The organism is Agromyces solani (assembly GCF_058349925.1).
Map to the genome: position 1 here is coordinate 161022 of NZ_JBYRER010000003.1, position 14616 is coordinate 175637.

Below are 14616 nucleotides of genomic sequence, written 5' to 3' on the forward strand. Positions count from 1 at the left end.
AAGGGCGATTCAACCGATGACGACGGTATCAAGATTCCGTTTGGCCGCAGTCGCGGCCGTGACCGCGGCGGGCTGCACGCTCGCCGCCGCCGCGCCGGCGCTTGCCGAGACGGCACCCGACCCCGCGAGCGAGCAGTACCGCCCGTACCTGCACTTCTCGCCCGAACGCAACTGGATGAACGACCCGAACGGCCTGGTCTACGAGGACGGGACGTGGCACCTGTTCTTCCAGCACAACCCGAGCGGCACCCGCTGGGGCAACATGAGCTGGGGCCATGCGACGAGCACCGACCTCGTGCACTGGGAGGAGCAGCCGCTCGCGATCCCGCAGACCTTCGACGGCTCGGGCGTCGCGATCGAGGACATCTTCTCGGGCTCGGTCGTCGTCGACGAGGAGAACACGACGGGCTTCGGCACCGCCGACGACCCGCCGCTCGTCGCGATCTACACGAGCGCCTACACCGGCGCCCACCCGACCCACGCGGGCAAGCAGGCGCAGTCGCTCGCCTACTCGCTCGACCACGGGCAGACGTGGACGAAGTACGAGGGCAACCCGGTCTACGACCGCGACTCGGCGAACTTCCGCGACCCGAAGGTGTTCCGCTACACGAACCCCGACACCGGCGAGTCGTACTGGGTGATGGCCGCGGTCGAGGCGACGAGCTACCAGGTGATCCTCTCGCGCAGCGACGACCTCAAGACCTGGACCGAGCTCAGCACGTTCGGCCCGGCGAACGCGACCGGCGGCATCTGGGAGTGCCCCGACCTGTTCCCCCTCGCGGTAGACGGCGACCCGGCGAACACCAAGTGGGTGCTCGTGGTGAACCTCAACCCGGGCGGGCCGAACGGCGGCTCGGGCGGCCAGTACTTCGTCGGCGACTTCGACGGAACGACGTTCACCTCCGAGAGCACGGTGAGCGCCGACCAGCTGCCCGAGGGCACGCTGTTCGCCGGCTTCGACGACGGCAGCTACGAGGGCTGGACCGTGAACAACGAGCCCGGCAACTGGAAGAACGGCCCGTGGGGCGAAGCCCCCGCCGCAGGAACCCTGCCCGGGCAGAACCCCGTGTCGGGCTACATCGGCGCCGGCCTCGTCAACGGATTCAACGACGGCGACTGGCCCGTCGGCACCCTCGAGTCGCCGACCTTCACCGTCGAGAGCGACGTCGTGAACCTGCTCGTCGGCGGCGGCAACCACCCGCACGTCGACGGCGCGCAGCTCGGCAACGAGCCGCCCGCGGGCCGCACGCTCTTCGACTTCGAGCTGCCCGACGGCACGACGCTCGCCGACAGCGGCTGGGAGATCACGGGCGACTTCGCGACCGACCCGGCCCGCAACCCCTCGACCGCGGGCGGCGAGTACTTCCTCGGCGCGAAGCGCATCAACACGTGGGAAGGCGGTCCGAAGGGCGACGACAACGTCGGCGACCTCACGTCGCCCGCGTTCACGATCGAGCCCGGTGAAGCGCACCTGAGCTTCCTGCTCGGCGGCGGCAAGCGCACCGACGGGTCGCTCGAGGTGCAGCTCGTCGTCGACGGCGAGGTCGTGCGCGCGGCGACCGGCCCCGAGGCGGGCGCCCTGAACTGGCGCAGCTGGGATGTCTCGGAGTTCGCCGGCCGCGAAGCGAGGCTGCGCGTGCACGACGCCGCCACGGGTGGCTGGGGGCACCTCACCGCCGACCACTTCGTGCTCGGCGCCGAGCCCGCGGTGGTGCGCTCGGATGAGACGACCGTCAACCTCATCGTCGACGGCGAGGTCGTGCGGTCGGCGACCGGCACGAACAGCGAGGGCCTCGATTGGCGCAGCTGGGATGTCTCGGAGTTCGCCGGGCGCGAGGCATCCGTTCGCATCGTGGACAACAACCGGTCGGGCTGGGGGCACGTGCTCGTCGACCAGGTGATGTTCTCCGATGCCTCGGCGACGCCGCGCATCGAGGGGTACGACTGGCTCGACTGGGGCCGCGACTACTACGCCACCGTGTCGTTCAACGGCGCGCCCGACGACCGACGGGTCATGCTCGGCTGGATGAACGACTGGGACTACGCCCAGGACATCCCGACCGGTTCCTGGCGGAGCGCGATGGCGCTGCCGCGCGAGGTCGCGCTCGTCAGCACCCCGAAGGGTCCGCGCCTGACGCAGCAGGTCGTGCCCGAGTTCGCGCAGCTCGAGCAGGACGACCGCATCTACACCGACCCGGCCGGTGCCGCCGGCGGCCGGGCGATCGGCTCGGGTGCTGAGACCCTGCCGATCGCGGGCGACCGGGTGCGCATCGACGCCATCATCGACCCCGGCACAGCGGATGCCGCGGGGCTGACCGTGCTCGGCGACGACGAGTCGGCGACGCGCATCGGATACGACGCGCGATCGAGCCGGCTGTTCGTCGACCGCCGCGACTCGGGAGTCACCGGCTTCCACCCCGGCTTCGCATCGATCGACGACGTCGCCGTGCCGCTCGCCGACGGCCGCATCGCCCTCACCGTCTGGGTCGACCGCGCCTCGGTCGAGGTGTTCACGGCCGACGGCCGCACGACGATCACCGACCAGGTCTTCCCGAACGCCGGGGCCGACCGAATCGGCCTGTTCGCCGACGGCGGCGAGGCGACGCTCGAGTCGCTCACGGTGACGCCGCTCAACGGCGCGATGTGGAAGGAGGCGGGCGCCGACGACGCGACCGCGGCACCGCCCGCGGCCGAGGTCTCGGCGCTCACCGGGCCGCGCCGCGGCCCCGACGCCGACGGCGACTTCGATCTCAAGGTGAAGACGGGCAGGGGCGAGCCGACCACCGTCGTGCGACTGCTCGAGGACGGTCGCGTGATCGATCGGACCTACCGCGACGCCGACGCCGAACGGGTCGTCACCTTCTCGATCTCCGGTGCCGCGGCAGGCGAGCACCGCTACGCCGTCGAGCTCGAGAACTCGGCCGGGGTGACCGACGGCGGCGAGATCACGGTGCACGTCGCCGGATGAGACCGGGTGGGGCGCCCGCCGTGCTGACCGGGCGCCCCGCCCAACCCCTGGCGATTCGGCCGTGGGTCGCAGCGGGTCGGTTTGCGGTGCCGACGGATTGACAAAAAAACGCAAGCGGCACATGATCGCTTCGTGTCGAACCCCGGTCCCGGTCTGCTCCCCCAATCACGGCGGGAGAAGATCATGTCGCTCATCGAGCAGCACGGCTTCGCCCGCGTCTCCGATCTGAGCCGATTCCTCGGCGTCTCCGAGGTGACGATCCGCTCCGACCTCGATGCGCTCGCCGAGACGCGGGTCATCCAGCGCGTCCATGGTGGAGCGATCGCCGGATTGCGCTCACGGGCGCTCGAGCGCCCGTTCGAGAAGTCGATGATGACGAGCGTCGACGAGAAGAAGCGGATCGGACGGGCGGCCGCCCAGATGGTGCGCTCGTACCAGGCGGTGATCCTCGACGTCGGGACGACGACGACCGCGGTGGCGCGATCGCTTGCCGCCCGCGAGGACATCTCCGACGTCGTGATCATCACGAACGCCTTGAACATCGCGCTGGAGTTCGAGAAGGCGATTCCGCGGTTCACCGTGATCGTGACCGGCGGCACGCTCCGGCCCGAACAGCACTCGTTGGTCGCGCCGCTCGCCGACATGCTCTTCGACCGCATGCAGGCGGACATCGCGTTCATCGGATGCACCGGCGTTCAGGTCGATGTCGGCGTGACGAACGCCAACGTGCCCGAAGCCGACATGAAGCGCCGCATGCTCGAAGCCGCCCACCGGGGCGTCATCGTCGCCGACAGCATGAAGCTGGGGGTCACCCAGCTCAGCCGGGTCGCCCCGCTCTCGGACATCGACACGCTCATCACCGGCGTCGAAGCGGACGCCGCCCAGCTCGAGGCGTTGCGCGGCGCAGGCCTCGAGATCATCACCGCCTGACGCGGGTCGGGTCAGAGGTTCACGCGGCCCACGAGGTTCACCTTGACCCCGATCTCGTCGAGCATCGCGGCCTTCGCGGCCAGCGCCCGGTCGGCCATCTCGGCATCGGGCGCGTAGACCAGCTGCGCGTGGTTGGCCTTGTGCCGGGCCATGAACTGGTCGCGGGACACGTCGTGGAGCACGACGTGGGCGATCGGCCACTCGGGGTTGGTCGCGTTCTTGCGTCGAAGGGTCTCCTCCTCCGGCAGCTCGACGACCGTCCCGCGGAAGACGTCGGCCTGCAATATGCCGTCGGCGATGAAGACCCTCGAGATCACGACCTCACCGGGCTTGCTCACCCCGTTGATCGTCGACCCGCCGGCCGGGAAGAACACCGGGCTCTGCCGCCATCCCTCCGCGTTCTGCCAGCCGCCGAGGTGCGAGTCGGGCACGGAACCCGAGATCTCGTACACCCAGACGAACCGACCGCCGTACTCGTCTCCCCATCGCACGTCATGCAGGGTGTTGTCGGGCACGAGCCCCATGGCGCGCCACACCCGGTCGGTGATGAGCGCATCGACGGCGACGCCCTCGTCGGCCTCGTTGAAGTGCGGGAACGCCCGCCCGGCGAACAGTTCTCGCTCGCCGTCACGGGAGCGGACCGGGGGCCTGTTGGTCGAGTTGAGCACGCCCTCCGCGAGGTCCGACGCCGGGACGAGGTCCTTCAGACCCTGCTGGTACTGGATGCCGATGGCGTCCAGGCCGAAGTCGTCGGCGATCCGCAGTGCCGCGATGTACATCTTCATCTGCCAGCGGACCTGCGCCGGCGTGAGTTCGGTGGCCTCGTCCGAACCGAACACGAACGTCATCCCCTGCTCGGTGAGCCACGCGGTCGCGACGTCGGCCTCGTCGTCGGTGACGGTGAGCATCTCCGCGTAGAGCGCGGACTGCGACAGGCGCTCCTTGTAGATGCCGATCGGATTCAGGAGCTCGTCGTCGAAGATGGCGTTGTACATGCCCATGCATCCCTCGTCGAGGACGCCGATGATGGCCTTGTCGGCGAGCAGCTCCCGGCCGAGCGCGCGACCGAGGGCGACCTCGTCGGTGTCGGGCAGCTCGGGGAGCTCCCGCACGTGCGAGGCATCGTGCGTGATGATCCCGGTCTCGGTCCACTCCCGCAGCCCCGCCTTGAACCAGTCGTCCGTGAAGTCGACGGACCAGATCGTGGAGTACGGCTTGCCCATCTTCGTCAGCCCGGCGTTGAGCCCGAGCAGCCCGACGAGCCCGGGCCAGTCCCCAGCGAAGTTGGCGACCGTGAGGATGGGACCCCGGTGCGTGCGGAGGCCGGCGAGCACGTGGTGCGAGTACTGCCAGACCGCCTCGGCCACGATCAGCGGCGCATCGACGGGGATCGTCTTGAAGACCTCGAGGCCCATCCGCTGGCTCCGGATGAACCCGTGACCGAGTTCCGGATCGACGTCGTTCGCGCGCGTGACCGTCCAGCCGAGGTCGGCGAACGCCGCGGTGACGTCGGCCTCCATCTTCGCCTGCGTCGCCCAGCCGGCCGTGTTGGCGGACTCGCGCAGGTCTCCACTCGCGATGAGGTAGGCCGTCTTGGGCGCTGGGGCCGGCCGCTGCGCGACGGTGGGAAGGGTGTACGTCGTCATGGTTGCTTCCTCCTGGTGGGGTCGCCGGTCAGGTGTCTCGACGGCTCTGCCGCGCGGCGAGCCGGTGTGCGATGGTCTTGGTGGAGTCGTAGAGCTCGAGGTACAGCCCGAACAGTTCGTCGTAGTCGTCCCGCCGACCCGGATCGGGGCGGATGGTCGTGACCGGGGGGTTCCAGGTCGAGAGGTCGGGCGCCGGGCCGACGAGCCCGGCGGCGAGCACGGCCGCACCGTAGCTCGCGCCGACGGTCGTACCCGGTACCTCCTGCTCGAGGCCCGTGACATCCGACACGATCTGGAGCCACAGGCGGCCGAGCGTGCCTCCGCCCACGGCCACGATCCGTCGGATGTCGGCGCCGGCCGCGCGCATGGTCTCGACATTGTGGCGGACGCCGAACGCCGTCGCTTCGAGCGCCGCGCGGTAGAGATCGCCGCGCGAGTGGCTCAAGGTGAGCCCGGCGAGCACGCCGCGGGCGTCGGGATCCTGGATCGGCGTGCGCTCACCGGCGAAGTACGGGAGCATGAGCAGCCCGTTCGCGCCGGGGGGCGAGAGTTCCGCCTCGCCCAGGAGCGCCGCATAGTCCGCACCGACCAGTTCCTTCAACCAGGCGGTGATCGCCCCTGAGGTCGCCAATCCGCCCGCGAGGTTTCGGGATCCGGGGAAGGCGCCGGCCGTCGTCCACATCGACGGCGTGCGGAGCGTCTGCTCGCCGGTGGCGATGAGGAACATCGTGGTTCCGTACATGAGCATCAGGTCGCCGTTCTCGTGCGCCCCGACGCTGACGGCCTCCGACCAGGCGTCGATCGTGCCCGTGATGACCGGAGTTCCCTCGCGCAGGCCCGTGATCGCTGCGGCGTCCGCGGTGACCGTTCCGGCCGGGTCGCCGGCCCATCGGAGCCGAGGCGGCTCGATTCCGGATGCATACCGGAGCCACCAGTCCTCGCGCCACTGCTCGCGCTCGATGTCGTAGAGCGGCGAGCACTGGCTGGCCGATTGGTGGTCGAGCACGTAGGCACCGGTCAGCTTGCGTGCCAGCCAGGATGCGGGCATGAACAGGCGGCGTGCCCGTCGGCGAGCGGCCGGCTCGTGGTCGTGGATCCACTGGAGTTTCGGTCCCGCTGCCTGCGTGGTGAGGGTCGAGCCCCCGACGCGCACGATGTCGTCGACGCCGAGCTCGGCGGTCATCGACGCGATCTGTTCGGTCGCTCGCGTGTCGACGCCGTACAGGATGGCGGGACGGACCGGCTCATCGTCCTCGTCCGCGAGGAGCACGCACGGCCCCATCCCACTGACCCCTACCGCGGCGATCGACTCCGGGGGCGTTCCGGACTCCGCGATCAGACGCCGGGTGAGGCCGACGAATTCGTCCCACCAGACGTCCCCGTCCATCTCGACCCATCCGGGCCGCGGGCGGCTCACCTCGTGGTCGACGCTCGCCGTCGCGAGGACCGCGCCGGACTCGGTGTCCACGAGCACGCCCTTCGTGCTCGAAGTGCCGATGTCGACACCGATGACGAAGTTCGGCGGCATGTGCTTCTCGTCTCCAGTCAGGATGTTCGGCCCACCGAGCCGAACTCGATCATCCGTCGCGTCACCATCGTCTGGAACGCGCGGTTGGCCGGCGCCACGAGGGCGCTCGGTTCCACGACCTCGGGGTGCGCTGCGAGGAACTCCCGCAGCGCAGCGGTCCATGCGAGGTGCGAGTCCGTTCCCTGGTTGATCTTCCGGATACCCGTGGCGATCCCGTCGGCCTTCTGCTCGGGCGAGATCCCATAGGAAGGCCGGACGAGTCCGCCGTTCGCGTTGATGACGGCGACGGCCTCGGCCGGTACCGACGAAGATCCGTGCAGGACCAGGTACGTGTCCGGCAGTCGGTCCTTGATCTCCTCGATCAGCGCGACGCGTAGGCGCTGTCCGCCCTCGGCGTCCGTGAACTTCACCGAGCCGTGGCTGGTGCCGACCGCGACCGCGAGCGCATCGACCCCGGTGAGCTCGACGAAGCGCTCGGCGGTCTCGGGGTCGGCGAACACGATCTCCTCGAGGGTCCCGGTGACCCCGGCCTCCGCGCCGCCGATCGTGCCGAGTTCGCCTTCGACGCTCACGCCGGCGGGATGCGCGAGCGCGACGACGCGCTGCGTGAGCGCGACGTTCGCATCGAACGATGCCGGCTCGTCCGTCTCGGGATCGCGGCTGGCATCGATCATCACGCTCGAGAAGCCGTGGTCGATCGCGCGGGCGCAGTCGTCGAACGTGCGGCCGTGGTCGAGATGCAGCACCGCGGCGACGGACGAGTAGTCGTCGATCAGCCGGCGGAGCCGGTCCCACCAGCGGGACTCGTCGTCGTAGGCCGACATCCCGGCGATGGCCTGGACGATGACCGGCGACCGGTTGGCCTCGGCCGCGTCGAGCACCGCGATGGCCTGATCGAGGCTCGACACGTTGAACGCGCCGACCGCATAGCCGCCTCGCTCCGCATCGGCGAGGGCTTCGTCAAGGGTGAGCAGCATGGGCGGTTCAGAGCGCGTGGTCGATGCCGAGCTTGTCGTACTCGAGCACGATGGGCGTGTCGGTGATGCCGCGCGCGTACGCCTGCACCTTCGCCGCCGACTCGACGGCGACGCTCGTCTTGAATGCGTCGCGGAGGTTCGGCCCGACCGTCAGCAGGCCGTGGTTCGCCCACACCACCGCGTTCAGGTCGCCCATGACGTCGCACATGTGCTCGCCGAACGAGGTGTTGTTGCTGAGCTCGAAGGGCATGATCGGCACATCGCCCTTGGTGTAGATCACCATGTTGACGAGGGTGCCGAGGATCGGCTCGCCGATGACGCCCCACACGTTGGAGAACACCGGCTCCGAGTGGACGATGGCGTTCACGTCGGGGCGCCGCTTGTAGACCGCCATGTGGACGGTGACCTCGCTCGACGGGCCGAGGCGACCGTCGATGACCTCGCTGTCGCCATTCACGAGGACGATGTCCTCCGGCGACATCTTGTCGTACTCGAGATCCGTCGGAGTGATGAGGAAGCGGTCCTCGACACCGGGAACCCTGATGGAGATGTTGCCCTGGGTGTTGAAGTTCAGGCCGTACTCCATCGACCGCAGGCAGTAGGCGTGGATCTCGCGCTTCGCAGCTGCGAGGTCGAAGGCGGTCTCGGTGATGCTCATGGTGTGTTCTCCTTCTTCTGAGCAGGTTCTTCGGCCTCGAAGGGCCCGGGTATGAGGGATCGGGTGGTCTCGTAGAGCGCGCGGTATCGTCGGCGCTGCGCGACGTACCAGGCGCGCGTCGAGGGATCGGGGAACTGGGTCTCGCCGGTCGCGGCGGGCACCGCCCGGAGGCCCGGCGCATCGACACCGACTCCGCGAGCGGCGAGGACCGCCGCGCCACGCGCGGAGGCATCCTTCGTCACCGGGGTGAGTGGCGAGCCGGTCGCATCGGCCCGCGCACGCAATGCCGCGGCGTTCTGCGCACCCGTGCCGCTGACCCTGAGCACGCCGAGCCCGACACCGCGCTCGGCGAACGCGTCGATGATCTTCGCGAACTCGAAGCCGGCGCCCTCGACGACCGCGCGAGCGAGTTCGGGCGTCGTCGTCTCGAGCGTGAGACCGACGACGATCCCGCGCGCGTTCGGGTCGTTGTCGAGGGTTCCGGAGCCGGCGAGATACGGAAGGACGATGAGCGACGGAGGTTGCGGGGCGAGGTCGCCGAACACCTCGCCGACGGCGCCGCCGACGAGCGCGGCGAACCACTCGAGCGCCCAGCCGCCGGCCGCCGTTCCGGCGAGCGTCACCCAGAGGTCGTCGTCGACCCGGTACGACGCGAAACCGGTGCCGTCGAGGCCTTCCGGGCGACGGGCCGTGCCGACGGTGACGCAGTCGCTGGAGCCGAACGCGATGACCGAGCTCTCGCCCGGAACTCCGCCGCCGCCGAGATAGGCGGCGGCCTGGTCGTGCGCGCCCGCGACGACCGGCAGTCCGGCATCGAGGCCGAGCCGCGCGGCGGCCTCGGTCGTCACGCGGCCGGCAATGAGCCCGCCGGCGACGGGCTCGGGCAGCCGCTCGCGGCGCAGCCATGGCGCGTCTTCGGCGAGCGCGTCGATGATCTCGTCGCTCCACGTCGCGCGCTCGACGTCGAACAGCCCGGTGCGGGCGGCCTGGCTGAAGTCGATGGCGGCGCGGCCGGTCCAGTGCTCGGTGACGTAGTCGCCGACGCAGCGATACGCGGCCGCGCTCTCCCAACCGCTTCCGCCTGCGGCGATCTTGAAACCCGAGAACATTCCGTGCAGCGGTTGACCGGTGATGGCGGTGAATCGTGCCGCGCCGAGCCGATCGTCCAGGCGGCGGGCCGCCGGCTCTCCCCGGCCATCCATGCTGACCGCGACCCGGGCGAGCGCGCTGCCGTCAGCGGCGAGCGGAAGCACCGCCTCGCCGAGCACTGCGAACGCGAGCGCTTGCGGTCGGTCGCCCTGCGTGGTCGCAGAGGTGGCGACCTGGGCCACCACCGACTCCGCGGCCCGCAGCACCTCCGCCGGATCGAGCTCGACCCGGCCGGGCGCCTCCCGGCGCAGTACGAGCGGTTCGTCGGCCTCGGCGAGTACGCGACCGTCGGCCGCGAACACGACTGCCCGGACGCCGCTGGTGCCGAGGTCGACGCCGAGAACACTCATTTGATCGCCCCCGACAGTCCGTTCACGAGGTACTTCTGAATGAAGATGAACAACGCGACGACCGGGATCGAGATCAGGACCAGGATCGCGAACAACGCACCGGGCTGGCTGAGGTACATGCCCCGGTACGCCAGTGGCACGAGCGTCAACGGTTTGAGCGCATTGTCACTGAGTGCGACGAGCGGGAGCAGGAAGTCGTTCCAGCTCATCATCGTCTGCCAGATCGCCACGACGGCGAGGGCCGGCTTGCCCAGGGGCAGGTAGATGCGCCAGAAGATCTGCCAGGCACTCGCGCCGTCGAGGCGGGCCGCCTCGTAGGTCTCGAGGGGGATGGCCAGGTACGAGGTCCGGATGATGATCACCGCGAACGGAAGTCCGAGCGCCGTGTAGACCAGGACGAGGCCGAGCAGGTTGTTGTACAGCTGCAGCGACTGCAGGATACGGAACGTGGCGACGACGATGCTCGACATCGGAAGGATGAGCGCGAGGATCAGGGCGCCGAAGATGAGCGCCTTCAGCGGGACCCGAAGCCGGGCCAGTGCGAACGAGGCCATCGAACCGAGCAGGCAGACCAGCAGCACCGAGGGCACCGTGATGATCAGGCTGTTGAGCAGGTGCAGGAAGATCGGGTTCTGCTCCCAGATGATGACGTAGTTCTTGAAGCTGAACACCTCGGGCAGCATCCCGAAGAACTGCGTCGAAGGATTCTCGGGCGGCATCAGCGACAGCCCGACGGTCATGATGAGCGGCACCATCCACAGCACCGCGAGCGGAATGAGCACGAAGTGCAGCCAGTTGCGGTGGACCCCCGGCGTACCGCGACGATGCGGGCGTAGTTGCTCGGCCTCCGGCACGGTGATATGCCGGGTCTCCGTCATGACGGTCATTTCTCGTCTCCCGTGATGAAGCCGGCTCCGAACACGCGGACCATGGACAGCGAGCTCGCCACTGCGATGATGAGGAGCACGACGCTGATCGTCGAGGCGTACCCGACGCTCTGCAATTGGAAGGCCTCTTGGAATGCGAACGTCGGCAGCATCTCCGACGCGTGGTTCGGCCCGCCCTGCGTGAGGACGTAGACGAGCTCGAACGTCTTGAGCGAGCCGATGACACCGAGCAGCACGAGCGAGAGGGTGGTGTTCTTCAGCAGCGGGAAGGTGATCCGCACCATCGTCTGGAACCCGTTGGCGCCGTCCATGCGCGCCGCTTCCGTCAGGCTCGGGTCGATGAGCTGGAGGCCCGCGAGGTAGAAGAGCATCGAGAACCCGGTCCACATCCACACGTTCACGAAGATGACGGTGAAGATCGCCGTGTCGGGGTTCGTGAGGTAGTCGCCGGAGAGGAACGTGAGCCCCGTCGCCCGCCCGAACTGGGCGAGCACTCCGTTGAACGGGTCGAGGATGCTCTGCCACACGATGCCGACGACGACCGGCGAGAGGATCGCCGGGATGAAGAACAAGGCCCGGTAGACGGTGCTCCCCCGGATCTTCTGGTTCAGCGCGACCGCGAGCAGGAATCCGCCGACGGTCTGCGGGATGATCGTGAGCACGATCCAGAAGACCGAGTTCCGCAGGGTGATGAGGAACGTCTGGTCCTGGATGAGCTCGAGGTAGTTGCCGAACCCGACGAACGTCCCCGCGTTCACGCCGTCCCACTTCAGCGTGCTCGCCTGCAGGTTGTAGAAGATCGGGTAGACGACGAACACGAAGAAGAGGACGAGCGTCGGGAGCAGGAATGCCAGGCCCGTCAATCGCTCGCGCGTGAGTTGCTTCATGGAATGCCTCCGAGGGAGAGGGCGCCCGGTTCGTCCCGGGCGCCCTTCAGAGCGTTAGCCGTTCGAGTCCTGGACCTTCTGGACCGACTCGGCCGCCTCCTGCGGCGTCATGTCGCCGGTCGCGATCGCGGCGAGGGCGTCGGCCACCGCCTGATCGATGTCGGGCGACTCGAAGTACCGGGAGTACTTCACCTGGGGAAGCCAGTCGTTCACGAAGGTGTTCCAGATCTCCTCCTGCTTGTCACTCGTGAACTCCTCGGGGTTCAGCCCGGTGACGGCGGGGATGTCGTTCATCGTGTTGATGAGCTTCTGCGCACCCGCACCGGCGATGAAGTCGGTGAGCACCTTGCACGCGAGGTCCGGGTTCTTCGAATCCTTCGAAATGCCGAGTGCGACATCGATGCCGCCCACGTACTGCGACTCCGCCGCACCCCCGGGGATCGTCGGGAACAGGAACGGCTCGTAGCCGGCCATGCCCTTCGAGAGCTCGGGGATCGTCGACTGGTCCTTCGTCGGGTCCGACTGCTGGATCCACCACGCACCGAGCGGGATCATCGCGGCCTTCCCGGCCTCGAACTGGTTCACACCCGACGGGTACGCGTCGAGGCCGATCGCGCCGTCCTGCGCGATGCCCTCGGTGAAGAGCTTCTGCCAGTAATCGAACGCCGAGACGATGCTCGGGTCCGTCCACGCGACGTCGCCGTCCTCGGCCGCCTCGACCACGCCCGGCTCGATGTTGTTCGCGATCTGCATGAACACGACGTTTCGGAGCCACGAGTCCTTGGCGGGCAGGAGGAACGGTGCGAAGTCGTTGCCGCCCATCGCGTCGGCGCTCGCCTCGAGATCGTCCCAGGTGGCCGGGACCTGCTGGCCCTGCTCGTCGAGGATCTCGGTGTTCGCCCAGAGGTTGACCGTCTGGGTGAGCAGCGGCAGCGAATAGAAGTTCTCGTCGCCCTCGGGATTGCCCATTCGAGCCTGGTCGATGCCGATCGGGTAGAACTTGCTCTGCCAGTCGTCGCCCCAGGTGTCCGCCGCGCAGTCCTGCAGCGGCATGAGGTAGTCGCGGTACTGCTGCGTGAGCGCCCCCGGCTGGAGGCCGACGAGGTCGGGCAGCGTGTTCGAGCTCGCACGGTTCTGGAGGTCGACGATGTACTCGGGGTAGTTGAAGATCGTCGCGTCGATCGACCCGTCGTTCTCGGCCTCGAATGCATCGATCATCTGACGTGTGGTCTGCTCGATCGGGCTCCATGACCGGAACGACACCGTGTCGGCGCTGCCGCTCTCGGTGTTGGTCGGTGCCGCGCCGCCCGCGCACGAAGCAAGCGTGACCGTTGCGACGATCGCACCTGCGGCGGCGAGGATCTTTCGCTGCGCCATTGCTGTGTCCTCTCTTTACTGCGTTGTAACGAGGCAGCCACGTCGGGTCCCGTGCTGCGATTTCGACGTTAGAACATTTGCGTTCTCGCCCCCAAGAATCCGCGGAGCAATAGTCGATATCTGGCCGAACCTTACGAATGGCTCATCGAATTCCTTTCGAATTCGAAAGTCGACGACGAGCGACGAGGTGGCATCGGGATGGCAGGCATCATCGGCGTCCGGCCGCCGGAACGCATCCGAGACCAGACCGATGGAAGAGCTGCTCAGCGCGCCGCGATCCGCCATCCGCTCGCGTGCGCGGCACCCGGAGCGAGCACGACGAGGTCGACCCCCGCGTTGAAGGCGTCGGGCGGGCACGTCATCGGCTCGACCGCGAGCCCGATGCGATGGGTCGCCGCCGGGCCCGGGGTGTCGGCGGTGTGCACCTGCACCCACGGGCAGGCCGCATCCCACACCATCTCGACGCCGGTGCCGCCCGGCGCGGTGAGCACGACCCGATGCGTGGATGCCGCGCCGGAGTCCCCGGCGGACGCGTCGACGTCGCCCGAGGCCGCGAGGCCCGTGAACGCGTGGTCGATGAACGTGCCCTCGATCGCGCGCGGCACGCGGAAGTCGAAGCCGGGGTGCACCTCGACGGGTTCGACGGCGACGGGGCTCAGCCGATCGGGCGTGACGGTCAGCACCTCTGCGGCGGGCAGCTCGAGCGTCCAGTCGTCGACGCGCCCGGGGCCCGCGACGAGGTACGGGTGCGGGCCCGCGCCCCACGGCGCCGCATCGGCTCCGAGGTTGCGGCCGGTCACCGTCTGCGCGAGCCCATCGGCGTCGAGCCGGTACTCGACCTCGACATCCACCCGGAAGGGGTAGCCGGCCTGCGGCTCGACGACCGCGCCGAGTACGACCCGGTCTCCCTCGACGACGCGGGGCCCGAATTCGAGCCACGCGGCGAGGCCGTGCAGGGCCTGCCCGCGCGCGGGCTCGGTGAGCGGCAGCTGATGCTGGACCCCGTCGAACGTGTACCGCCCGTCGACGACGCGGTTCGGCCAGGGGGCGAGCGTCGCGCCCCGGTAGCCGGGTCGCACCTCGTCGGCCTCGAACGGCACGACGAGGTCGCGCCCCTCGAAGCGCAGCGTGCGCAGGCTCGCGCCGATGCTCGCGACGTCGGCGGTGTACCCGTGGGCCGCGAGCGCGAACTGCCGGCCCGAGCGGGGCACGAGATCGGCCGAGGTCGACCGCCCCGAGGCATCCGTCGCCGTCGTCAT

General features: G+C 69.0%; 11 protein-coding genes. 2 read left to right on the plus strand and 9 right to left on the minus strand.

Annotated elements, in window-relative coordinates:
- Positions 1 to 40 precede the first annotated feature (40 nt).
- A complete protein-coding gene (locus AC3RJ7_RS13220; RefSeq protein WP_491456320.1) occupies positions 41 to 2968 on the plus strand; it encodes a GH32 C-terminal domain-containing protein in 2928 nt (975 codons plus the stop codon).
- A gap of 132 nt (positions 2969 to 3100) precedes the next feature.
- Positions 3101 to 3898 (plus strand): DeoR/GlpR family DNA-binding transcription regulator, encoded by a 798-nt coding sequence (locus AC3RJ7_RS13225; RefSeq protein WP_491456321.1) that lies wholly within the window; start codon positions 3101 to 3103, stop codon positions 3896 to 3898.
- Positions 3899 to 3909: 11 nt separating this feature from the next.
- On the opposite strand, the gene AC3RJ7_RS13230 is transcribed toward AC3RJ7_RS13225, so the two are convergent.
- The 9 genes from AC3RJ7_RS13230 to AC3RJ7_RS13270 all read right to left on the minus strand — a co-directional run bounded on the left by AC3RJ7_RS13230 (position 3910) and on the right by AC3RJ7_RS13270 (position 14616).
- The gene (locus AC3RJ7_RS13230; protein ID WP_491456322.1) at positions 3910 to 5544 is read right to left on the minus strand and encodes a fucose isomerase; all 1635 of its coding nucleotides are present in this window, start codon (positions 5542 to 5544) and stop codon (positions 3910 to 3912) included.
- Positions 5545 to 5572: 28 nt separating this feature from the next.
- On the minus strand, positions 5573 to 7072 hold the full coding sequence (locus tag AC3RJ7_RS13235) for an FGGY-family carbohydrate kinase (RefSeq protein WP_491456323.1): 1500 nt from the start codon (positions 7070 to 7072) through the stop codon (positions 5573 to 5575).
- 17 nt (positions 7073 to 7089) lie between these two features.
- Entirely contained in the window at positions 7090 to 8049 is a 960-nt protein-coding gene (locus tag AC3RJ7_RS13240) for a class II fructose-bisphosphate aldolase (RefSeq protein WP_491456324.1), read from the minus strand.
- Between the two features lie 7 nt (positions 8050 to 8056).
- Positions 8057 to 8707: a class II aldolase/adducin family protein gene (locus tag AC3RJ7_RS13245; RefSeq protein ID WP_491456325.1), complete on the minus strand. Its 651-nt coding sequence runs from the start codon at positions 8705 to 8707 to the stop codon at positions 8057 to 8059.
- A complete protein-coding gene (locus AC3RJ7_RS13250; RefSeq protein ID WP_491456326.1) occupies positions 8704 to 10206 on the minus strand; it encodes an FGGY-family carbohydrate kinase in 1503 nt (500 codons plus the stop codon). Before AC3RJ7_RS13250 ends, AC3RJ7_RS13245 begins: the two co-directional genes overlap by 4 nt.
- Positions 10203 to 11093 (minus strand): carbohydrate ABC transporter permease, encoded by an 891-nt coding sequence (locus AC3RJ7_RS13255; protein ID WP_491456327.1) that lies wholly within the window; start codon positions 11091 to 11093, stop codon positions 10203 to 10205. Before AC3RJ7_RS13255 ends, AC3RJ7_RS13250 begins: the two co-directional genes overlap by 4 nt.
- Positions 11090 to 11980 carry a carbohydrate ABC transporter permease gene (locus tag AC3RJ7_RS13260; RefSeq protein WP_491456328.1) on the minus strand — a complete coding sequence of 297 codons (891 nt, stop codon included), beginning with the start codon at positions 11978 to 11980 and terminating at the stop codon, positions 11090 to 11092. The genes AC3RJ7_RS13255 and AC3RJ7_RS13260 overlap by 4 nt, the downstream gene beginning before the upstream one ends.
- A 54-nt stretch (positions 11981 to 12034) precedes the next feature.
- Entirely contained in the window at positions 12035 to 13357 is a 1323-nt protein-coding gene (locus tag AC3RJ7_RS13265) for an ABC transporter substrate-binding protein (protein WP_491456329.1), read from the minus strand.
- A 263-nt stretch (positions 13358 to 13620) separates the two neighbouring features.
- Positions 13621 to 14616: an aldose 1-epimerase family protein gene (locus tag AC3RJ7_RS13270; RefSeq protein ID WP_491456330.1), complete on the minus strand. Its 996-nt coding sequence runs from the start codon at positions 14614 to 14616 to the stop codon at positions 13621 to 13623.

Bases quoted from the DNA above. Each gene is read 5' to 3' on its own strand.
- AC3RJ7_RS13235 (WP_491456323.1), bottom strand. From the start codon at position 7,072: ATGCCGCCGAACTTCGTCATCGGTGTCGACATCGGCACTTCGAGCACG.
- AC3RJ7_RS13255 (WP_491456327.1), bottom strand. From the start codon at position 11,093: ATGACCGTCATGACGGAGACCCGGCATATCACCGTGCCGGAGGCCGAG.
- AC3RJ7_RS13250 (WP_491456326.1), bottom strand. From the start codon at position 10,206: ATGAGTGTTCTCGGCGTCGACCTCGGCACCAGCGGCGTCCGGGCAGTC.
- AC3RJ7_RS13260 (WP_491456328.1), bottom strand. From the start codon at position 11,980: ATGAAGCAACTCACGCGCGAGCGATTGACGGGCCTGGCATTCCTGCTC.
- AC3RJ7_RS13270 (WP_491456330.1), bottom strand. From the start codon at position 14,616: ATGACGACGGCGACGGATGCCTCGGGGCGGTCGACCTCGGCCGATCTC.
- AC3RJ7_RS13240 (WP_491456324.1), bottom strand. From the start codon at position 8,049: ATGCTGCTCACCCTTGACGAAGCCCTCGCCGATGCGGAGCGAGGCGGC.
- AC3RJ7_RS13230 (WP_491456322.1), bottom strand. From the start codon at position 5,544: ATGACGACGTACACCCTTCCCACCGTCGCGCAGCGGCCGGCCCCAGCG.
- AC3RJ7_RS13245 (WP_491456325.1), bottom strand. From the start codon at position 8,707: ATGAGCATCACCGAGACCGCCTTCGACCTCGCAGCTGCGAAGCGCGAG.
- AC3RJ7_RS13265 (WP_491456329.1), bottom strand. From the start codon at position 13,357: ATGGCGCAGCGAAAGATCCTCGCCGCCGCAGGTGCGATCGTCGCAACG.